20 protein-coding genes and 1 tRNA gene are annotated in these 21798 nt (G+C 33.7%); 17 read left to right on the top strand and 4 right to left on the bottom strand.

What is annotated here, in order from left to right; genetic code table 11:
• Positions 1-78 precede the first annotated feature (78 nt).
• Both yihA and FEM21_RS12140 read right to left on the bottom strand, forming a co-directional pair.
• A complete protein-coding gene (gene yihA, locus FEM21_RS12135) occupies positions 79-696 on the bottom strand; it encodes a ribosome biogenesis GTP-binding protein YihA/YsxC (protein ID WP_035660667.1) in 618 nt (205 codons plus the stop codon).
• Between the two features lie 25 nt (positions 697-721).
• Positions 722-1501, bottom strand: a complete 780-nt coding sequence (locus FEM21_RS12140; RefSeq protein ID WP_035660668.1) for an alpha/beta fold hydrolase — start codon at positions 1499-1501, stop codon at positions 722-724.
• Positions 1502-1882: 381 nt separating this feature from the next.
• Here FEM21_RS12140 and mraZ point away from each other — a divergent pair, with 381 nt between their 5' ends.
• The 16 genes from mraZ to FEM21_RS12220 all read left to right on the top strand — a co-directional run bounded on the left by mraZ (position 1883) and on the right by FEM21_RS12220 (position 19387).
• The gene (gene mraZ / locus FEM21_RS12145; RefSeq protein ID WP_035660669.1) at positions 1883-2353 is read left to right on the top strand and encodes a division/cell wall cluster transcriptional repressor MraZ; all 471 of its coding nucleotides are present in this window, start codon (positions 1883-1885) and stop codon (positions 2351-2353) included.
• Positions 2328-3236, top strand: a complete 909-nt coding sequence (gene rsmH, locus FEM21_RS12150) for a 16S rRNA (cytosine(1402)-N(4))-methyltransferase RsmH (RefSeq protein WP_035660670.1) — start codon at positions 2328-2330, stop codon at positions 3234-3236. The genes mraZ and rsmH overlap by 26 nt, the downstream gene beginning before the upstream one ends.
• A gap of 7 nt (positions 3237-3243) precedes the next feature.
• On the top strand, positions 3244-3591 hold the full coding sequence (locus FEM21_RS12155) for an FtsL-like putative cell division protein (RefSeq protein ID WP_035660671.1): 348 nt from the start codon (positions 3244-3246) through the stop codon (positions 3589-3591).
• Positions 3582-5585 (top strand): penicillin-binding protein, encoded by a 2004-nt coding sequence (locus FEM21_RS12160; RefSeq protein ID WP_035660672.1) that lies wholly within the window; start codon positions 3582-3584, stop codon positions 5583-5585. The genes FEM21_RS12155 and FEM21_RS12160 overlap by 10 nt, the downstream gene beginning before the upstream one ends.
• The gene (locus FEM21_RS12165; RefSeq protein ID WP_035660700.1) at positions 5585-7045 is read left to right on the top strand and encodes a UDP-N-acetylmuramoyl-L-alanyl-D-glutamate--2,6-diaminopimelate ligase; all 1461 of its coding nucleotides are present in this window, start codon (positions 5585-5587) and stop codon (positions 7043-7045) included. Before FEM21_RS12160 ends, FEM21_RS12165 begins: the two co-directional genes overlap by 1 nt.
• Positions 7046-7052: 7 nt before the next feature.
• On the top strand, positions 7053-8282 hold the full coding sequence (gene mraY, locus FEM21_RS12170; protein ID WP_035660673.1) for a phospho-N-acetylmuramoyl-pentapeptide-transferase: 1230 nt from the start codon (positions 7053-7055) through the stop codon (positions 8280-8282).
• 1 nt (position 8283) lies between these two features.
• Positions 8284-9615, top strand: a complete 1332-nt coding sequence (murD, locus tag FEM21_RS12175) for a UDP-N-acetylmuramoyl-L-alanine--D-glutamate ligase (protein WP_035660674.1) — start codon at positions 8284-8286, stop codon at positions 9613-9615.
• 92 nt (positions 9616-9707) lie between these two features.
• Positions 9708-11000, top strand: a complete 1293-nt coding sequence (locus FEM21_RS12180; RefSeq protein ID WP_035660675.1) for an FtsW/RodA/SpoVE family cell cycle protein — start codon at positions 9708-9710, stop codon at positions 10998-11000.
• An 11-nt stretch (positions 11001-11011) separates the two neighbouring features.
• The gene (gene murG, locus FEM21_RS12185; protein WP_035660677.1) at positions 11012-12100 is read left to right on the top strand and encodes an undecaprenyldiphospho-muramoylpentapeptide beta-N-acetylglucosaminyltransferase; all 1089 of its coding nucleotides are present in this window, start codon (positions 11012-11014) and stop codon (positions 12098-12100) included.
• Positions 12101-12217: 117 nt separating this feature from the next.
• The gene (gene murC / locus FEM21_RS12190; RefSeq protein ID WP_035660701.1) at positions 12218-13570 is read left to right on the top strand and encodes a UDP-N-acetylmuramate--L-alanine ligase; all 1353 of its coding nucleotides are present in this window, start codon (positions 12218-12220) and stop codon (positions 13568-13570) included.
• Positions 13554-14279 carry a cell division protein FtsQ/DivIB gene (locus FEM21_RS12195; RefSeq protein ID WP_035660678.1) on the top strand — a complete coding sequence of 242 codons (726 nt, stop codon included), beginning with the start codon at positions 13554-13556 and terminating at the stop codon, positions 14277-14279. The genes murC and FEM21_RS12195 overlap by 17 nt, the downstream gene beginning before the upstream one ends.
• A 6-nt stretch (positions 14280-14285) precedes the next feature.
• A complete protein-coding gene (gene ftsA, locus FEM21_RS12200) occupies positions 14286-15671 on the top strand; it encodes a cell division protein FtsA (RefSeq protein WP_035660679.1) in 1386 nt (461 codons plus the stop codon).
• Positions 15672-15723: 52 nt separating this feature from the next.
• Positions 15724-17715, top strand: a complete 1992-nt coding sequence (gene ftsZ, locus FEM21_RS12205) for a cell division protein FtsZ (RefSeq protein ID WP_035660681.1) — start codon at positions 15724-15726, stop codon at positions 17713-17715.
• Positions 17716-17883: 168 nt separating this feature from the next.
• On the top strand, positions 17884-18333 hold the full coding sequence (locus tag FEM21_RS12210) for a GatB/YqeY domain-containing protein (RefSeq protein WP_035660703.1): 450 nt from the start codon (positions 17884-17886) through the stop codon (positions 18331-18333).
• An 84-nt stretch (positions 18334-18417) separates the two neighbouring features.
• Positions 18418-18491 (top strand) — tRNA-Arg (locus tag FEM21_RS12215).
• A 209-nt stretch (positions 18492-18700) separates the two neighbouring features.
• A complete protein-coding gene (locus FEM21_RS12220) occupies positions 18701-19387 on the top strand; it encodes a zinc-dependent peptidase (RefSeq protein ID WP_160171317.1) in 687 nt (228 codons plus the stop codon).
• 43 nt (positions 19388-19430) lie between these two features.
• On the opposite strand, the gene rpe is transcribed toward FEM21_RS12220, so the two are convergent.
• Positions 19431-20096 (bottom strand): ribulose-phosphate 3-epimerase, encoded by a 666-nt coding sequence (rpe, locus tag FEM21_RS12225; protein ID WP_035660684.1) that lies wholly within the window; start codon positions 20094-20096, stop codon positions 19431-19433.
• 97 nt (positions 20097-20193) lie between these two features.
• A complete protein-coding gene (locus tag FEM21_RS12230) occupies positions 20194-21057 on the bottom strand; it encodes a sigma-70 family RNA polymerase sigma factor (RefSeq protein WP_007804760.1) in 864 nt (287 codons plus the stop codon).
• Between the two features lie 238 nt (positions 21058-21295).
• On the opposite strand from FEM21_RS12230, the gene FEM21_RS12235 reads away from it, so the two are divergent.
• Entirely contained in the window at positions 21296-21736 is a 441-nt protein-coding gene (locus tag FEM21_RS12235; RefSeq protein ID WP_035660685.1) for a hypothetical protein, read from the top strand.
• The last annotated feature ends 62 nt before the right edge of the window (positions 21737-21798 follow it).

The raw sequence follows: 21798 nt of genomic DNA on the forward strand, positions 1-21798 counted from the left end.
AAATTCCAAGTTTTATAAATGGAATTTGGGATTTTTTTATTGATTATTGTTTGGGTTTTGGAATTTTTAAATTGGAATTTAGAATCCGTTGTTGTTAAAAATTTCCTGATTTACTTCGTCAATGTAGCTTAGTACTTCTTCTTTTCCGGTTCCTTCGGTTGAGGAAGTTACAAAATAAGGAGGCATTTCGGCCCAGTGGTTAGCATACATTTGTTTTTTGTAAGCAGCTACATGAGAGTCGATTTTTACCTTACTGATTTTATCAGCTTTAGTGAAAATGATGCAGAAAGGAATTTCGCTTTCGCCCATATAACTCATGAATTCAATATCGATAGCTTGTGCTTCATGTCGAATATCAATCAGTACAAAAGCACAGGCTAATTGTTCTCTTTTTTCAAAATAATCAGTAATAAACTGTTGGAAAACAGATTTAGTTTTTTTAGAAACTTTGGCGTAGCCATATCCGGGTAAATCCACTAAAAACCAGTTTTTGTTAATTAAAAAATGGTTGATTAACTGTGTTTTTCCTGGTTTTCCAGAAGTTTTTGCTAAACTTTTATGGTTAGTCAACATGTTGATTAATGATGACTTTCCTACATTAGACCTGCCTATAAAAGCATATTCCGGCAAAAAATCCTTTGGACATTTGCTTACATCTGAGTTGCTAATTACGAATTCGGCGGTATTGATTTTCATGTTTTCTTATTTAAAAAAAGCTATTTTATACCGAAGCAGCTTTTAAATTGGTTTTTGTCAGCCAGTCTTCCAGTAAATTGTTGAACTCATCCGGATGTTCCATCATTGCAGCATGTCCGCACTTATCAATCCAGTATAAGGTTGAATTTGGTAATAAATTATTGAATTCTGTTGCTACATCCGGAGGTGTTACTTTGTCATTTTTTCCCCAAATGATACAGGTTTGAACGTGCATTTTTGGTAAATCTTTAGCCATATTGTGACGAATTGCACTCTTAGCAATGGTTAAAGTTTTGATTAATTTGATGCGGTCATTTACTGTAGCGTATACTTCATCAATAATTTCCGGAGTAGCGATTTTTGGGTCATAAAATACATCTTCCGCTTTTTTCTTGATGTATTCATAATCACCTCTTTTTGGGTAACTATCGCCCATGGCGCTTTCGTAAAGTCCTGAACTTCCTGTTATTACAAGTCCTGCTACTTTTTCAGGATATACTTTTGTGTGGTATAATGCGATGTGTCCTCCTAGAGAATTTCCTAAAAGAATTACTCTGTCAAAACCTTTAAAAGTGATGAAGTCTTTTACGTATTTAGCAAAAGCTTTTACGTTAGTTTTTAGTAGGCTTTGAGTGTATATAGGTAATTCGGGAATAACAATTTTGTATCCTCTGTCAGAGAAATAATTAGCTACTCCGTCAAAGTTACTCAAACCTCCCATTAAGCCATGTAAAATGACAATAGGTATTCCTTCTCCTGCCTCGTAATAGCTGTATTTGCCTTCTTTTTTATAGTTTTTGTCCATGTGTTTGGATGCGAATTTCAATTTCGACAAATATAGTATATATTCAGTTAAAAAGAATTTTTGACAAGTTTTTTTGAGGTTAATATTCTGGATTTTGTTTGGGTTTATTAACAATCAGGTTTGTTGTTTCTGTCGATTACTGCATTTTTTTTATAAAATTAACTTAGTCTTTATGGGTTGTAAAAAGAGTGTACTAATGGTAACTTTTGCTAAATAAATAGCAGGTCTTGTAAGAAAAGAGAATTGAGCTAATCTTCTGATAGTCTAAAAATTACCGGTTTTAGGTTTGAAGTGGGTAAACTTATCAACAAAGTGGTAAAAAGTGGTAAAAGGTGGTAAAATTTTTTATATTTTTGCTGTATATCATTTAAAGCGATTCTTTTGAATACAATTGTAGGGACATACGAGTGTAAAGTTGATGCTAAAGGGAGGATTTTGTTGCCTGCTCCTTTAAAAAAGCAATTGGCTTCCTCTCTTCAGGACGGTTTTGTCTTGAAGCGTTCCTTGTTTCAACCGTGTTTGGAGTTGTATCCAATGGAAGAATGGAATTTAATGATGCAAAAAATCAACAAGCTTAACCGTTTTGTTAAAAAGAACAACGACTTTATTCGCAAGTTTACAGCTGGCGTTAAGGTAGTTGAGATTGATGCTTTGGGACGTTTATTGGTTCCAAAAGATTTGGTAACATTTGCCAGTATTGCTAAAGATGTTGTTTTTTCATCGGCGGTAAATATTGTAGAGATTTGGGATAAAGATTTGTATGAGCAGTCAATAGATGATGGAGTTGATTTTGCAGATTTGGCTGAAGAGGTAATGGGTAATATAAATGATGACAACAATGGAATATCATAATCCAGTTTTGCTTAAAGAAACGGTAGATGGCTTAAATATTAAGCCTGATGGAGTATATGTAGACGTGACTTTTGGCGGTGGTGGTCATTCGAAAGAGATTTTGAGTAGGTTAGGTCCTAATGGGAAATTATTTGCTTTTGATCAGGACGAAGATGCGCTTGCTAATGCGTTGCCTGATGAACGATTTGTTTTGATAAATGAAAATTTCAGACATATAAAACGCTTCTTGCGGTTTTACGGAGCAAGAACGGTGGATGGGATTTTAGGAGATTTAGGAGTTTCTTCTCATCAGTTTGATGTGCCTGAAAGAGGTTTTTCTACCCGATTTGATGCGGAATTAGATATGAGAATGAGTCAGAAAAATGATCTTAATGCTTATAAGGTAGTTAATGAATATGATGATGCTAATTTAAGAAGAGTTTTTCTTGATTACGGCGAATTGAAAAATGCACCTGCTCTGTCAAGAACAATTATTGAAGCAAGAGAACGTCGACCTATAAAAACTACTGATGAATTGAAGGAAGTTTTAGCGAAATATTTACCTGAAAAAGTTCGAAATAAAGTTTTGGCTCAAATTTATCAGGCCATTCGAATTGAAGTAAATCAGGAAATGGATGTTTTAAAAGAATTTTTAGAACAATCATTAGAAATTTTGAATCCACAAGGAAGATTAAGTGTGATTTCGTATCATTCTCTGGAAGACCGTCTGGTAAAAAGATTCATGAAAAACGGTATGTTTGAAGGAGAGCCTGAGCGTGATTTTTTTGGAAATTTTTCAGTTCCGTTTAAGCTTGTTGGGAAATTAATTGTTCCGAATAACGAAGAGATTAAAATTAATAATAGAGCAAGAAGTGCCAAATTAAGAATTGCCGAAAAGATTTAGATAAACCATGAAAACGAGTATTTATAATCTATTAAAAGCAAGATTTTTAATCGATGAAGATGCGATAAAGAATTGGCGTTTTATTGTTTTTTTGATTGCTCTGGCAATTATAATGATTGCAAACACACAGCGTTACGAACAAAAAGTGTTTAAAATAGCCGAATTAACTTCGGAAGTAAAGGAAATGCGTTCTGAATTTGTAGACAGACGCTCAGAATTAATGAAATTGAGAATGGAATCGACTGTTTCTGAAAAAATGTTAGAGAAAGAAATTTACCCGTCAACAGTACCGCCTGTTAAGATAAAAGTAAAAGATGTAGAAGAAAAAAGTTTCCTGGAAAAATTATGGCAGTAGATGATAAATACATATCGTACCGAATTTATCTGGTTGCTTTTGCTATTTTTTTGATGGCATTAGCAATTGCTGTTAAACTGACCAATATTCAATGGGTTGAAGGAGATTATTACAGAGAATTAGCTAAGGAAAGAACCGTTAAAAATTTTGTTATTCCTGCTAATAAAGGAAATATCTATTCTGCTGACGGAAGTTTGCTGGCGACTTCAATTCCTAAATATATCATTCGTTTTGATGCTTTGGCGCCAAGCAAAATTGCTTTTGATGAAAATGTAAATGCATTATCTGATTCATTGGCAACTGTTTTAGGAAAATCAGCAGGTTTTTATCAAAATGAATTAAGAAAAGCCAGAGCAAATAAAAACCGTTATTTTTTAGTTGCCAGAGATTTAAGCTATACTGATTATATGAAAATAAAGGGTTTTCCTTTATTTGAACTTGGACCTTACAAAGGCGGAATTATAGTCGATCAAAAAACTGTGCGTGAGCATCCTATTGGTAAAATTGCAGAAAGAACCATTGGTTATGAAAGGCAATATCAACAAGGACATTCAGATGGAAAAGGAATCGAATGGGCATACAAAGATTACCTGAATGGTAAAGATGGGCGAATTTTAAAACAAAAAATCGCTAAAGGACAATGGAAGCCTATTCGTGATGTTAATGAGGTAGATCCTCAGGATGGATACGATGTGATTTCAACCATTGACGTTTATATTCAGGATATTGCGCATCATGCTTTATTGAAACAATTACAGGATTATCAGGCAGATCACGGTTGTGTTGTGGTGATGGAATCACATACAGGACAAGTAAAAGCAATTTCTAATTTAGGAAGAGCTAATGACGGAACGTATTATGAAACGACTAATTATGCTGTAGCCGAATCGCACGAGCCAGGTTCAACTTTTAAATTGGTTGATTTAATGACGATTCTGGAAGATAAAGTTGCCGATACAAGTACAGTTTATGATACTAAGGGAGGAATTATAAAATATTCGGGTAAGTCAGTAAGAGATTCACATGAAGGAGGATATGGTAAAATTTCTTTGGCACGTGGTTTCGAATTATCGTCAAATACTGTTTTAGTACAGGCGGTGTATGATAATTACAAAAACAATCCGTCTAAGTTTGTAAATCGTGTCAATTCTTATGGTTTGAATAAGCGATTGAACATGGATTTTAAAGGAGAAGGACGTCCATTTATTCCGCAGCCCACAGATAAAAACTGGTCTAATATTTCATTGCCTTGGATGGCTTTTGGATATGGGGTTTCGGTTACGCCAATGCAAACTTTAGCCTATTATAATGCTGTTGCTAATAATGGAGTGATGGTAAAACCACAATTTGTTTCTGAAATTAAGGAATGGAACAGAACCATTAAAAAGATGGAACCTGAGGTTATTAATCCTAGAATTTGCTCGCAGGAAACTCTTTTGAAACTGAAAGAAGTTTTGAAAAACGTGGTTAAAAAAGGAACAGGTTCTAAGTTGTATTCTAAAGATTTTTCTATGGCAGGAAAAACGGGTACAGCTCAGGTAAATTATGGTAAAAGAGACGGAACAGGTTTGTATTATGCGTCGTCATTTGTGGGGTATTTTCCAGCCGATCATCCTAAATATTCGTGTATCGTAGTGGTTCATAAACCTAATACAGCAAAAAATAATTATTACGGTGCCGATGTTGCCGGTCCGGTTTTTAAACGAATAGCACAAAAGATATTTACCGAAGTTCCTTCGACAAATGAAATCAAGAGACTGGATAAAAAGATTCCAAAGCAGGAAGCAAATTACAACGAGTATTACGCAAAGCTTCAAAAATCGCAACAAAGAATTCCTGATGTAAAGGGAATGCCGGGAATGGATGCGATTGCCTTGTTAGAAAACTTAGGAATGAAAGTAAGAACCAACGGTATAGGAAAAGTTAAAAAACAATCGCTTCAGGCGGGTCAAAATATTATAAAAAACACAACTATAACTTTAGAATTATTGTGATAAAATTAAAAGACATATTATATAGAGTAGCAATTGAAGCGGTTCATGGATCGACAGATATTGCCATCGGGAAATTGGATTTTGATTCTAGAAAAATCGAAGCTAATGATGTGTTTATTGCTATTCGGGGGGCAATTTCTGATGGACATGATTATATTCAGAAAGCTATCGATTTAGGAGCAAAAGCAATTATATGTGATACTTTTCCGGAGACATTTGTTAGCGAAGTTAGCTATGTTCAGGTTAATGATACTAATAAAGCATTGGCTTTTATGGCAGCTAATTATTTTGGAAATCCATCTGAAAAATTAAAATTAGTTGGTATTACAGGTACTAATGGTAAAACAACAATTGCTTCTTTATTGTATCAATTATTTAAAAAAGCAGGATTTAAAGTTGGTTTACTTTCTACAGTAAAAATATTGGTTGATGATGTAGAGTATAAAGCAACCCATACAACACCAGATTCAATTACAATTAATCATTTTTTAAACGAAATGCTTAATGCAGGTGTAGAATATTGTTTTATGGAAGTGAGTTCGCACGGAATTCATCAAAAACGTACCGAAGCTTTGCATTTTAAAGGTGGAGTTTTTACTAATCTATCACACGATCATTTAGATTATCACGCCACTTTTGCTGAATATAGAGATGTTAAAAAATCTTTTTTTGATCATTTGCCAAAAACTGCTTTTGCCATTTCTAATATAGATGACAAGAATGGAGCGGTAATGTTGCAAAATACCGTAGCTCAAAAAAGAACGTATGCACTAAAATCTTACGCTGATTATAAAGCACAAATTCTTGAAAATTTATTGTCGGGATCTTTACTGAAAATTGAAGGTAATGAAGTTTGGGTAAAGCTGATAGGTGTTTTTAATGCTTACAATCTTTTGGCAATTTATGCTACAGCTATCGAATTAGGAATGGATAAAATAGAAACGCTTCGTTTGCTATCGGAATTAGAAAGTGTTTCAGGAAGATTTCAATACATTGTTTCTGATTCGAATATTACTGCAATAGTTGATTATGCGCATACACCAGATGCTTTAGATAATGTATTAAAAACCATTAATGAAGTACGTACTAATAACGAACAGCTAATTACGATTGTAGGTTGTGGTGGGAACAGAGATAAGACAAAACGACCTGTAATGGCGCAAATTGCTTCTGAATTGAGTAATCAAACCATCTTAACTTCTGATAATCCAAGAGATGAAGATCCGGATGTAATTATTAGCGAAATGGAGCAAGGTGTCGCTCCGCAAAATCATAAAAAAGTATTTGCTGTAACCGATAGAAAACAGGCAATAAAAATTGCTTGTCAATTGGCTAAGCCCAATGATATTATTTTAATAGCAGGAAAAGGACACGAAACATATCAGGAAATTAAAGGAGTTCGTGCTCATTTTGATGATATGGAAACGGTTAAGGAAATTTTAGAAGAACTTCATAAATAGTAAAAAGATGCTGTATTACTTATTTGATTATTTGAACAAAACATTGAATATTTCCGGAACAGGAGTTTTTCAATACATCACATTTAGATCGTCATTAGCCTTTATTCTTTCGTTATTGTTATCTACAATTTACGGAAAAAGAGTGATTAGCTTTTTACAGAGGCAGCAGGTAGGTGAAACGATTAGAGAACTTGGTTTAAAAGGACAAAATGAGAAAGCAGGAACTCCTACTATGGGGGGATTGATTATCATATTTGCGACTTTAATTCCTGTTTTTCTGTTTGCTAAATTGCATAATATCTATGTGGTTTTATTGATTGTTACCACTTTATGGATGGGGACAATTGGTTTTGTAGATGATTATATCAAGATTTTCAAAAAAGATAAAGAAGGACTAAAAGGAATTTTTAAAGTTTTTGGACAGGTTGGACTAGGGTTAATTGTAGGTTGTGTTTTGTATTTCAATCCACAAGTGACTGTTCGAACTGATACTGGGAAAATAGACGTTTTTAGACAAACAACAGAAACGGTTGTTGTTCCTGCAGGTATTGAAGAAAAATCGACAGCTACTACAATTCCGTTTTTCAAAAATAATGAATTTGATTATGCCGAAGTTTTAGCCTGGACAGGTGATGGATATGAAAAATGGGCTTGGTTAATCTATATTCCGGTAGTAATTTTTATCATTACAGCAGTTTCAAATGGAGCTAATTTAACTGATGGTATTGACGGACTCGCAGCAGGAACTTCGGCGATTTCGGTCTTGGCGCTCGCGATTTTTACATTCGTTTCAGGGAATATTATTTTTTCTAATTATCTCAACATTATGTATATCCCAAATTCGGGAGAAATGACCGTCTTTATAGCCGCATTTGTTGGAGCACTGATAGGATTTCTTTGGTACAATTCTTATCCGGCTTCGGTTTTTATGGGAGATACAGGAAGTTTAACCATTGGAGGAATCATTGCAGTATTAGCCATTGCGGTTCGAAAAGAATTATTGATTCCATTATTATGCGGAATCTTTTTGGTCGAAAATTTCTCAGTCGTGTTACAAGTGAGTTATTTTAAATATACTAAGAAGCGTTTTGGCGAAGGCCGAAGAATTTTCCTGATGTCGCCATTACATCACCATTATCAAAAGAAAGGTTATCATGAAAGTAAGATTGTTACCCGATTTTGGATTGTAGCTATTTTATTAGCCATTCTTTCAATTGTGACCCTAAAATTAAGATAGTATGAGATTAGTAGTTTTAGGCGGAGGCGAAAGCGGAGTTGGAACAGCAATTCTGGCAAAAGAAAAAGGATACGATGTTTTCGTATCTGATTTTGGAAAAATAAAAGATAATTACAAAGAAGTTCTTGTAAATAATGGTATCGAATGGGAAGATGAAAAACATACTGAATCCCTGATTTTAAATGCCGATGTGGTGATGAAAAGTCCGGGAATTCCTGAGAAAGCGCCCATTGTAAAAAAGCTGATTGAAAAAGGAATTCCGGTGATTTCTGAAATCGAATTTGCTGCTCCTTTTACTAAGGCAATTACGATAGGAATAACAGGAAGTAACGGAAAAACCACTACGACAATGTTAACTTATCATTTGCTAAAATCGGCAGGATTGAATGTAGGACTTGGAGGTAATATTGGGAAAAGTTTTGCTGAACAGGTTGCCGAGGATAAATACGATAGTTATGTGTTGGAATTGAGTAGTTTTCAACTGGACGGAATTATCAATTATAAGCCGCATATCGCCATTATAACTAATATAAGTCCGGATCATTTGGATCGATACGATTATAAATATGAGAATTATATTGATTCGAAATTTAGAATCACAATGAATCAGACTGAAGAAGATTATCTCATTTATGATGCAGATGACGAAGCAATTTCAGGATGGTTACAAAAGAATAAAACAAGAGCAAAATTAATTCCTTTCTCATTGACAAAAACATTCGAAGAAGGAGCCTTTATAAAAAATAACACAATGGAAGCAATAATCAATCAAGAGGAATTTAAAATGGAAACAGAATCAATTGCCTTGGAAGGAAAACATAATTTTAAAAATGCAATGGCAGCAACTTCTGTAGCTAAATTGATGCAAATTAGAAAAGCAACAATTCGCGAAAGTCTATCTAATTTTCAAGGTGTTGAGCACCGTCTTGAAAAAGTATTGAAAATCCAAAATGTAGAATATATCAATGATTCTAAAGCGACTAATGTAAATGCTACTTTCTTTGCTCTTGATAGTATGACTACGCCAACAGTTTGGATTGTAGGTGGTGTTGATAAAGGGAATGATTATAACGAACTGATGGCTTTAGTACGTGAGAAAGTAAAAGCGGTGATTTGTCTGGGTGTAGATAATAGAAAGATTATTGATGCTTTTGGTAATGTGGTTGATATTATGCTGGAAGTAAATAATATGGTTGATGCCGTAAGAATGGCGCAGCGTATCACTGAAAAAGGAGATACGGTTTTGTTGTCACCAGCTTGTGCAAGTTTTGATTTGTTTGAAAACTATGAAGACAGAGGACGTCAATTTAAAGAGGCAGTACATAATTTGTAAAAAAAGTTAGAAGTCAGGTGTTGGAAGTTAGAAGTGAATTTTTTGTTCACATAAAATAACTCACAACTCATAACTCATAACACATAAAAGAAATGAAACAACTAATTAGCAGATTAAAAGGAGATAAAGGTATTTGGTCATTTGTGGCCTTATTGGCCTTGTTTTCCTTTATGCCTGTTTTTAGTGCTAGTAGTAATTTGGCTTATTTGGGTCATGGAACAGGAAATACTTTAGGGTATTTGTTGAAACATTTGGCGCATATTGGCTGTGGTTTTGCTATTATTTATTACGTTCATAAAGTTCCTTACCATTATTTTAGATCTATTTCTAAATGGTTATTGCCTGTAGTTTGGGTAGTTCTGGCCATTACAATGATCAAAGGAACAGTAATCGGCGGAGCTAACGCAAGTAGATGGATCCAAATTCCGTTTGTGGGTATTTCGTTCCAGCCTTCGGCATTTGCAGCATTAGTGTTGTTTGTGTTTGTAGCACGTTATTTATCGAAAACCAGAACAGAACCAATCGTGTTTTTAGATTCGTTGCGAGAACTTTGGTTGCCTGTTTTTATCACTTTGATATTTATTCTGCCTTCAAATTTTTCTACTACGGCATTAATTTTTTCAATGATATTAATGTTGGTTTATATTGGGAAATATCCAATAAAATATATTGGAGTTATTGTAGGTACTGGAATTGTATTTCTTAGTTTTTTCTGGGTATTGTCTAAGGCGTTTCCAGATGCTAAATTCTTTAGCAGGGTTAGAACTTGGGAAAGCCGAATTGAAAACTTTAGCACCGATAAACCGGATGAAGATGATTACCAAATTGAAAAAGCTAAAATTGCGATTGCTTCAGGTAAAATTTACGGATTAGGACCTGGAAAAAGTGTTCAGAAAAACTTTTTGCCACAATCTTCTTCTGATTTTATTTATGCCATTATCGTTGAAGAATATGGATTAATAGGCGGTTTAGGAGTATTGTTTTTGTATCTGTTATTGCTTTTCCGTTTTGTAGTGGCTTCGCATAAAGCCAATACGCTTTTTGGGAAATTAGTCGTTATAGGGCTTGGTTTTCCAATGATTTTTCAGGCGATGATTAATATGGCTGTTGCAGTTGAATTATTGCCGGTAACAGGACAAACGCTGCCGTTAATAAGTAGTGGAGGAACTTCTATCTGGATGACTTGTATTGCATTGGGAATCATCATTGGTGTAACCAAAAAAGAAGAAGAAATCGAACAAGAGAAAAAAGAAGCGGCTAAAAGAGAAGAAGCATTGCAACGATTGATAGATGCAGAATTAGCAGCGGAAGAAGAAAAGCAACATGAGACTTATTCGATAGAAGATAAAATGTCTAATCCGATGAATGCTGTTTTGAACAAATAAATTTGATAGTAATGAAACAATATAAATTCATATTAAGTGGCGGAGGAACTGGAGGACATATCTATCCTGCAATTGCGATTGCTAATGAATTAAAATCCAGATTTCCTGATGCAGAATTCCTTTTTGTAGGAGCTCAGGATAAAATGGAAATGCAAAAAGTACCTCAGGCCGGCTATGCTATAAAAGGTTTGTGGATTGCCGGATTGCAAAGAAAATTGACATTACAAAATATGTTGTTTCCAGTTAAATTACTTGATAGTTTATGGAAATCAAGAAAAATAATAAAACAATTTAAGCCAGATGTAGTTATAGGGACGGGCGGTTTTGCAAGTGGTCCTTTGTTGCAGACAGCAAATTCGCTTGGAATTCCAACAGTAATTCAGGAGCAGAATTCTTTTCCTGGAATTACCAATAAACTGTTGAGTAAGAAAGCAAATACGATTTGTGTCGCTTACGAAAATTTAGAACGCTTTTTTCCAAAAGAGAAAATGATTCTGACAGGAAATCCGGTGCGTCAGGATTTGATTGCTATCGAAAGTAAAAGAGCCGAAGCAATTGCACATTTTAAATTAGACGCCAATAAAAAAACACTTTTGGTTCTTGGCGGAAGTTTAGGTGCCAGAAGAATCAATCAGTTAATTGAAAAAGAACTGGGAAATATTTTGGCTCAGGATGTTCAGATTATCTGGCAATGCGGAAAATTATATTTCGAAGATTATAAAAAATATAATGGAGATAACGTTCAGGTAGTAGCTTTTATCGAAAAGATGGATTTTGTGTACGCTGCAGCTGATGTGATTATTTCACGTGCAGGAGCTTCATCGGTATCGGAATTATGCATTGTTGGGAAACCTGTAATTTTTATTCCATCGCCTAATGTTGCCGAAGATCATCAAACAAAAAATGCAAAAGCTATTGTAGATAAAAAAGGTGCTTTACTTATAAAAGAATCAGATTTGAATACAGAATTCAGTTTGGTTTTTGAAGCTTTGTTAAAAGATGAAGGTAAACAAAAACAGTTAAGTGAAAATATAAAACAGCTCGCTTTGCCAGAAGCAACAAAGCAAATTGCAGATGAAATTGTGAAATTGATCAAATAGCAATAACAATGCTAATAGCAATTGGCAATGACAATAGAAAAGTAGAAATAAAATAATAACACAATGGTAATTTCAATTTTGATTTTTTGACAATTGCCATTGAAATTGAAATTAAAAATGAACTTAAACCAAATACAAAACGTTTATTTTATCGGTATCGGAGGTATTGGTATGAGTGCCTTGGCGCGCTATTTTAAGTATATTGGAAAACAAGTTTCTGGTTATGACAAAACACCAACGATTTTAACTAATGAGTTAATCGAAAGTGGAATTGATATTCATTTTGATGATGATATTAATATGATTCCAAAGGATTATTTTGTCGAAAATACCTTAGTTATCATTACACCGGCAGTTCCTAAAAGTCATGCTGAATGGAATTATTTTTTAGAGCGTGATTATCAGGTTAAAAAAAGAGCCGAAGTTTTAGGAATTATTACCAAAGATACTTTTTGTTTTGCAGTAGCGGGAACGCACGGTAAAACAACTACATCTAGTATTTTAGGCCATATTTTACATGAAAGCGGAGCCGATGTTACGGCTTTTATTGGAGGAATTGTTGAGAATTATAATTCGAATTTAATAGGAAGCGGAAAAACGGTAACGGTGGTTGAAGCAGATGAATTTGATCGTTCCTTTCTGCATTTGCATCCCAATATTGCCTGTGTGACATCAATGGATGCCGATCATTTGGATATTTACGGAACAGATGAGGCAATTAAGGAGTCTTTTACGGAATTTGCTAATAAGGTAGAAGATAAGTCAAAAATATTTGTTGCGAATGATTTGCCGCTTTCAGGAATTAGAGTTGGAGTAAATGAAGAAGCAGTTTATGATGCTTTTAATGTCAGAATCGAAGACGGAAGTTATGTTTTTGATGTAAAAACGCCTGATGGAATTTTAAAAGATTTCCGTTTTGGATTACCAGGACGACACAATTTAATGAATGCTTTAATGGCTCTTGCAATGGCAATAAATTACGGAACCCCAACCGATGCAATTGCAAAAGCCTTAGCTTCATTTAAAGGAATTAGAAGAAGATTTTCATACCAAATCAGGACTGAAAATTTAGTTTATATCGATGATTATGCACATCATCCTACTGAGATAAATGCGGTTCATCAGGCGGTAAGAGAATTGTATCCAAGCAAAAAAGTTTTGGCCGTTTTCCAACCACATCTTTTTAGCAGAACAAAGGATTTTGCTGATGATTTCGCAAAGAGTTTATCGCAGTTTGATGAAGTTTTGTTAATGGATATTTACCCTGCTCGTGAGTTGCCTATGGAAGGAGTAACTTCTGAATGGTTAATGTCCAAAATGAAAAATGAAGGAAAAAAATTGGTTTCAAAAGAAGATTTGATAGCAACGATGTTAGAAAGCGATGCTCCGGTTGTTGTAACTATTGGAGCGGGTGATATTGGTGAAATGGTGAGTGCAATTAAAACAGCTTTAAATGAAAAAAATAGTTAACTGGACAAACCTCAGATTAATCCTTATGTTGGGATTGGTTATTTTTCTTTTTTCGTTTACTTCTAAGCGAAATGAACAACGAAAAATAGCTAAAATCGCTGTTGTTTTTGTAGGAGAAAACAATATTTTTTTAAAAGAAGAAGCGGTTAATAAATTGTTAATAGAAAATTTGGGCAACCCCTTAGCTATTGGAAAAGATAAATTAGATTTGAATAAGCTGGAAAGAAAGCTGGACTCAAATGCGATGATTGACGAATCAGATGTTTTTGTAAGTGTCGATGGCGTTCTTAAAGCGGTTGTAAAGCAAAAGACTCCTGTGGCTAGAGTAATTAATGGTTCTGGATCTTTTTATGTTGATTATAAAGGTGGTAAGATGCCGCTATCCGATAATTTTACAGCTAGGGTTCCGCTGGTTTCAGGGGATATAAACACTAAGGATAAGGAGAAATTCACACAGCTGTTTCGTGTGATTTATGAAGATGAATTTTTGAAAAAAAACATCATTGCCATTCAAATTATGCCCAATGCTAGCTTAAAAATGTTCAATAGAAATTTTGATTACCAGATTGATTTTGGAAGTATGATGAATTTTGAGACAAAATTTAAGAATTATAAAGCTTTTTTTCAAAAGGCAGTTTTAGATAGTACATTGTATAAATATAAAAAGATTGATCTCAGGTTTACAAAACAAGTAGTTTGCACTAAATAATAGAAAATGGAAAAAGAGAATATTGCAGTAGGTCTAGATATAGGGACAACCAAAATCGTTGCCATGATAGGCAAGAAAAATGAGTATGGTAAGTTAGAAATTTTGGGTGTTGGAAAATCCAAAAGTCTAGGTGTGGCTAGAGGAGTGGTTAATAATATTACACAAACCATTCAGTCTATTCAGCAAGCAATTAATGAAGCAGAAAGTAATTCAGGTTATAAAATTAAAGATGTTGTTGTAGGTATCGCTGGTCAGCACATTCGCAGTATTCAGCATACTGATTATATCAGCAGAAGTAATCCTGAAGAAGTAATTGGAGGAAACGATATTCAATTACTAATTGATCAGGTTAATAAATTGGCAATGTTGCCTGGGGAAGAAATCATTCATGTTTTACCTCAGGAATTTAAAATAGATGGGCAATCTGAAATCAAAGAACCTATCGGAATGTATGGTGGACGTTTAGAATCCAGTTTTCACGTTGTAGTGGGACAGGCATCTTCTATTCGAAATGTAGGACGTTGTATTCAAAGTTCGGGTATTGAATTATCTGGATTAACATTAGAACCATTAGCTTCGTCAGATGCGGTTTTAAGTCAGGAAGAAAAAGAAGCCGGAGTTGCCTTAATCGATATTGGTGGAGGAACAACTGATTTGGCTATTTTCAAAGACGGAATTATTCGTCATACAGCAGTAATTCCTTTTGGAGGAAACGTAATTACTGATGATATCAAAGAAGGTTGTTCTATTATAGAAAAACAGGCTGAATTATTGAAAGTGAAATTCGGTTCAGCTTGGCCAGGAGAAAATAAAGACAACGAGATTGTCTCTATTCCAGGTTTAAGAGGAAGAGAGCCTAAAGAGATTTCTTTGAAAAATTTGTCTAAAATTATTCATGCCCGTGTGGTAGAAATAATTGAACAAGTTTTTAATGAAGTAAAAGCGTATGGTCATGAAGATCCAAGAAAAAAACTAATTGCAGGAATTGTATTGACTGGTGGTGGAGCTCAATTGAAGCACATTAAACAATTAGTAGAATATATTACTGGAATGGATACCAGAATTGGATATCCAAATGAGCATTTAGCAGGTAATTCAGATGAAGAATTTTCTAGTCCGTTGTATGCAACTGCTGTTGGATTAGTAATGAATAGTATTTGTAATAATACACAAAGTGCGATAAGAAAAGAAGAAGTTGTTGCACAAAAAGCGGTTTACTATCGTGAACCTGTTGTTGAAGTTGTAGAGCAATATCAGCAGGAAGTTCAGGAAGTACAAACGCAAGTGCCTGTTTTTTCTAAAAAAGAAGAGTCAACAGGAGAAAAGATTAAGCGATCTTTCTTTGATCGTTATGTTGATAAAATCAAAGATTTTTTAGATAACGCAGAGTAGTAGAAAAAGAAGAATAAAGCATAAAATATATTAATATCAAAAACCAAATAATATGACGAGCAACTCAGAATTTGGAAGTATTTCATTTGATTTACCAAAAAATCAATCAAATGTAATCAAAGTAATAGGTGTAGGTGGAGGCGGAAGTAACGCAATTAATCACATGTTCAAGCAAGGAATCAAAGGAGTTGATTTTATTGTTTGTAATACGGATTCACAAGCGTTACAAAATAGTGGCGTTCCGAATAAAATTCAGTTAGGTGTAAATCTGACAGAAGGTCTTGGAGCTGGTGCTAATCCGGATGTAGGTCAGCAATCGGCTATAGAAAGTATTGCTGATATCGAAAAGATGTTAGACCGCGGAACTAAGATGGTTTTTATTACAGCCGGAATGGGTGGTGGTACCGGAACTGGTGCAGCGCCTGTAATTGCTCAACTGGCTAAAGAAAGAGAAATTCTTACCGTAGGTATTGTGACTTTGCCTTTTGGTTTCGAAGGAAAGGTACGTCAGGAACAAGCGCTTATCGGGATAGAAAAATTACGTAAACAAGTAGATTCTTTAATTGTTATCAATAATAACAAATTAAGAGAAGTATATGGAAATCTTGGTTTCAAAGCAGGATTCTCAAAAGCAGATGAAGTTTTGGCAACAGCCTCAAGAGGAATTGCTGAAGTAATTACACATCACTATACGCAAAATATCGATTTACGTGATGCTAAAACGGTATTGGCTAATAGCGGAACAGCTATTATGGGTTCATCGGTTGCTTCAGGTGAAAACAGAGCTAAAGAGGCTATTGTTGCTGCTTTAGATTCTCCTTTGTTGAATGATAACAAAATTACAGGTGCCAAAAACGTATTGTTGCTCATCGTTTCTGGATCTAACGAAATTACCTTAGATGAAATTGGAGAAATTAATGACCATATTCAAAGTGAAGCTGGTTATAATGCTAATATCATTATGGGGGTTGGTGAAGATGAGTCATTAGGTGATGCAGTTGCTGTAACAATTATTGCTACAGGATTTGATATTGAACAACAAAACGGAATTGTAAATACAGAGCCTAAAAAAATCATTCATACCTTAGAAGATGAGCAAAAAATTGTTCATAATCTAATTAATAATACTGTTGCAGGTTTTGATTTAGATATTGATAAACCGGTAAGTAATATTACTGAAGATCGCGTTGTTTTTGATTTAATTGATGACGAAGAAGAAGTAGTTGCTGTTGCTCCGGTTGTTACTGAGACAGCTCCTGTAGTTCCTGTTGAGGGAAACGAAGAGTTGATGGCAATGTCTGAATTTATTAAAAATATAGATGTTACTTTCGAAATAGTTTCTCCAATTAAAGAAGAAGAGTTTACTTTTTCTACACCAAAAGCTGAAGAAGTAAAGCAGGTGATTTTTGAGCAGCCAAAGGCAGTTGTTGAAGAGCCAAAAGCAATCGAAAAACAAGAACAAACTTCTATTTCATTTGATATGCCTTTGTTTAAAGCAGAGCCAGTTCAGGAAAAAGAAGAAAAAGTTTTGTTTGAATTGACAAATGAGACTAAAGAAATAAAAGTGAATCAAGCGGTTCAATTTGTTCCTGTTACTGAATTGTCAGACAAAGGAGTCATTAGGTATTCTCTTGAAGAATATATGGATGCTGAGAATGAATTATTATCTTCTAAACCAGTTGCAAAAGTAGTGGAAGAAGTAATTCCTGAAGAGTTAAATATTACGATGAAAAAAGTTGAATTAGCTCCGGAAGATTTCTCAAACGCTGAAGATATTTCTCCTATTGAAATGACAATTGAGGAAACTTTACGAATGAGAGCTGATGAAAGAAGAAAAAAATTAAAAGAATTTAATTATAAGTTTCATAATAATGTTTCTAAAATTGATGAGTATGAAAAAGAGCCTGCTTACAAAAGATTAGGTATCGATATTTCTAACAATCAAACTAACAATGCTAACTCAAGAATTTCAGTTGGTACAGATAGTAACAATGATTTGCAATTGCGTTCTAATAATTCTTATTTACACGATAATGTAGATTAATGAATTTTGTTTCATAAACAATAACCCGAAAATTGCATTTAATTTTCGGGTTATTTTTTTTACCTTCGCACGGAGTCTGACTTTAGGTAATAATTGTTAAGAATTCTGAAGTCACTTAAACAAATAAAAGAAAATCTAAGCATTGATGCTTACTTAATAAAAACAAGAATGAGTTTATCAGTAAAAATAATGGACGAAATCAAAACGGCCATGAAAGCTAAAGATACAGTAGCTTTAGAAGCATTAAGAGCAGTGAAATCAGAATTGCTTTTGACTCAAACAGCATCTGGTTCTAAAGAAGAAATTTCAGAAGAGGAAGAAATAAAATTGTTGCAGCGCTTGGTGAAAACAAGAAAAGAAAGTGCAAGAATTTTTACTGAACAAAACCGTCCTGATTTAGCTGAACCGGAATTAGCTCAGGTAGCAGTAATCGAGAAATTTTTACCGGCTCAATTAAGTGAAGAAGAAATTGAAGCTGTAATTGCTAAAATCATTGCCGAAACTGGAGCATCAGGAATCGCTTCAATGGGGAAAGTAATGGGATTAGCTACAGCACAATTAGGAGGAACTGCTGAAGGAAAAACAGTTTCAACAATTGTAAAGAAATTATTAGTTTAAATTCCAAAATAAAAATTCCAAATTCCAATTTGGCATATTAACAACATTGGAATTTGGAATTTAAAAATTGTAATTTTATATTTTGACTGCGTAGTTCAACTGGATAGAATATCAGATTTCGGCTCTGAGGGTTGGGGGTTCGAACCCCTCCGCGGTCACTTAAAATAAGCCTCAAAAATAATCAAGCTGATTGGTTGTTTTTGAGGTTTATTATTTTAAATTGTGTTGAATTAAAAAGTGATTTTAGGTTCCTATTATGGTATTTCAGTTTTTCTTTCTTTTTCTTGTTGTAATACTTGCTCTTGTCTTAATTGTATTTAGGATAATAGAACCTATTTATATTCTAATTTTTAAAAAGCCATTGTTTTTGTATGCTTATCCTTTTTCGAAAAAAATAAGCAATGAGCAAAAAGTGATTTTAAAGGATAATTTTCCGTTCTACAATCGTCTTAGTTTAAAAAAGAAAAAGTATTTCGAACACAGAATAGAAAAATTTATTGATAAATATGACTTTGAAGGCAAGGATATAGAGATTACTCAATTTATGAAAATTCTCATTGCCGGAAATTACGTGATGTTAACTTTTGGTTTTAGAAAGTATTTGATTGAATTGTTTTCAAGAATTATTATTTATCCGTCCAGTTATTATTCGTCTTCAAACGAAGTATATCACAAAGGAGAATTTAATCCACGAATGAAAGCGATTGTTTTTTCTTGGGAAGATTATCTTCTAGGGCATCAAGTTTCAAATGATAATCTCAATTTGGGTTTACATGAATTTACACATGCTTTGCATTTTCATTGTTTGAAGAGTAATGATCCCAGTGCAATTATTTTTTTTGATGAGTTTAATAAAATAATGCAGTATAACAATGATGAAGATTTAAATGCTCAATTACGTTCTAAAGCTTATTTCCGATTGTATGCTTATCAAAATCAATTCGAATTTTTGGCAGTACTTTTAGAACATTTTTTTGAAACACCAGAGGTATTTAAAGAGCATCATCCTGAATTGTTTAAAATTATTGTAAGAATGATTAATTTTAAAGAATAGTTTAAAAAAAAGAAAAGTCCCAATTAAGGGACTTTTTTGAGTTTTATAATGAAGTGATTTTTTTCAAATCAGCTACTGTTGCAATTGGGTCAGCAGCGCCAAAAACATAACTTCCTGCTACCAATACATCAGCTCCGGCTTCTACTAGTTGTGCAGCATTTTTATTAGTAACTCCACCGTCAATTTCGATAATGGTTGAAGCTCCTTTTTTATTGATTAAAGCTTTTAATTTTCTGATTTTATCATAGGTATTTTCGATAAAAGATTGTCCGCCAAAACCAGGATTCACACTCATGATGCAAACTAAATCAATATCGTTGATTACATCTTCTAATAAATCAACATTAGTATGAGGATTCAAAGCAACTCCGGCTTTCATTCCTTCGGCTTTGATTGCTTGTAAAGTTCTGTGCAAATGGGTTGTTGCTTCAAGGTGAACTGTAAGTACATCGGCACCTAGTTTTTTGAAAGTCGAGATATATCTGTCTGGATCAACAATCATCAAATGTACATCGATAGTTTTTGTAGCGTGTTTTTTGATGGCTTCCAGAACTGGCATTCCAAAAGAAATATTAGGAACAAAAACACCGTCCATGATGTCAATATGAAACCAGTCGGCCTCACTAGTATTAATCATTTTGATGTCGCGTTCTAAATTAGCAAAATCAGCAGCTAATACTGATGGAGCAATAAGGGTATTCTTTTTCATTATATTATTTTCTGTTTATAAAACGAAATTCCAAATAAAAAATTCCAAATCCCAAGTTGTAGTTGGAATTTGGAATTTAAAATTTGTATTTTAAAAATTAACCAAGGTATGTTTTTAATATTTTACTTCTAGAAGTATGTTTCAATCTACGGATAGCTTTTTCTTTAATCTGACGTACACGCTCACGAGTTAAGTCGAAAGTTTCTCCAATTTCTTCTAAAGTCATTGGGTGTTGGTCACCAAGACCAAAATACAAACGAACTACATCAGCTTCACGAGGAGTTAATGTTTCTAATGAACGCTCGATTTCAGTACGCAATGATTCGTGAATCAACTCTCTGTCTGGATTTGGAGATTCACCAGAACGCAATACGTCATAAAGGTTAGAATCTTCTCCTTCAACAAGAGGAGCATCCATTGATAAGTGACGTCCAGAGTTTTTCATAGACTCTTTTACATCATTTACAGTCATGTCAAGTTCTTTTGCAATTTCTTCAGCAGAAGGCGGACGCTCATTAGATTGCTCTAATAGTGCATACATTTTGTTGATTTTATTGATAGAACCAATTTTGTTTAAAGGTAAACGTACGATACGAGATTGTTCTGCTAATGCCTGAAGAATCGATTGACGAATCCACCAAACAGCATACGAAATGAATTTAAAACCACGCGTTTCATCAAAACGTTGCGCTGCTTTAATTAAACCTAAGTTTCCTTCGTTGATCAAATCAGGAAGAGTTAATCCTTGGTTTTGGTATTGTTTTGCTACCGAAACAACGAAACGTAAATTGGCTTTTGTCAATTTCTCAAGAGCTCTTTGGTCTCCGGCTTTGATGCGTTGTGCTAATTCTACTTCTTCGTCAGCAGTAATAAGGTCAACTTTTCCAATTTCTTGTAAATATTTGTCTAATGAAGCAGTTTCACGATTGGTAACCTGCTTGGTGATTTTAAGTTGTCTCATGATTTTGTTGTCCCAATTTTTAAAGTGTACAAATAGTTATACGTATGAAATAGAAAAAAGTTACAATAGTTTTCAAAAAAATATTTCGATTTAATAATTGTAAGTTGTTGATATATCTGTTTCAGATTTATAACGCTCTAAAATGTATTTTGTTACGTGTTAAAATATTTTTTAGAATTTGTGTTTTGTATTTTAAAGTTGATTATATTTAAGTCACTAATCTTAAAATTATTATGTTATGAAAAATGTAATTTTATTTTGCTTTCTTTTAGTTTGTAATAGTCATTTTCATGCTCAGGAAACGGCTAATAAAGTTGTAAAAGTGAAAAAAGAAAAAGTGATTGTCGAAAAGAAAAAAATCGATAAAGATGCTAAAGAAAAAGCGGCAACGGCAGCTGATAAGAAAAAGAAATTAGCGGAAGAAGCTAAGGCTAATAAGCAAGCAGCAGCAAAGAAAAAAACGGATGTGGCTGCTGATGCAAAAAAAGATGTAAAAGCTAAGAAGGAAACAGTGACTAATGTGACAACTAAGAAAACGGTTACTGCCAAAGAAAAAGTTACTGTAACTAAAGATAAAGTTACCGGAACTCATAACGGTCACAAAGTATATACAGGACCAAAAGGAGGTAAGTATTACATCAATAAAAATGGAAATAAAACCTATTTAGATCAGAAATAGTTATTCTTAATATAGTAGGTAAGAATCTAAATGTAATTTGTAGATTAAAAAAAGCGTCTTGT

The sequence above is a fragment of the Flavobacterium seoulense genome (genome assembly GCF_000695795.1).
GTDB lineage: Bacteria > Bacteroidota > Bacteroidia > Flavobacteriales > Flavobacteriaceae > Flavobacterium > Flavobacterium seoulense.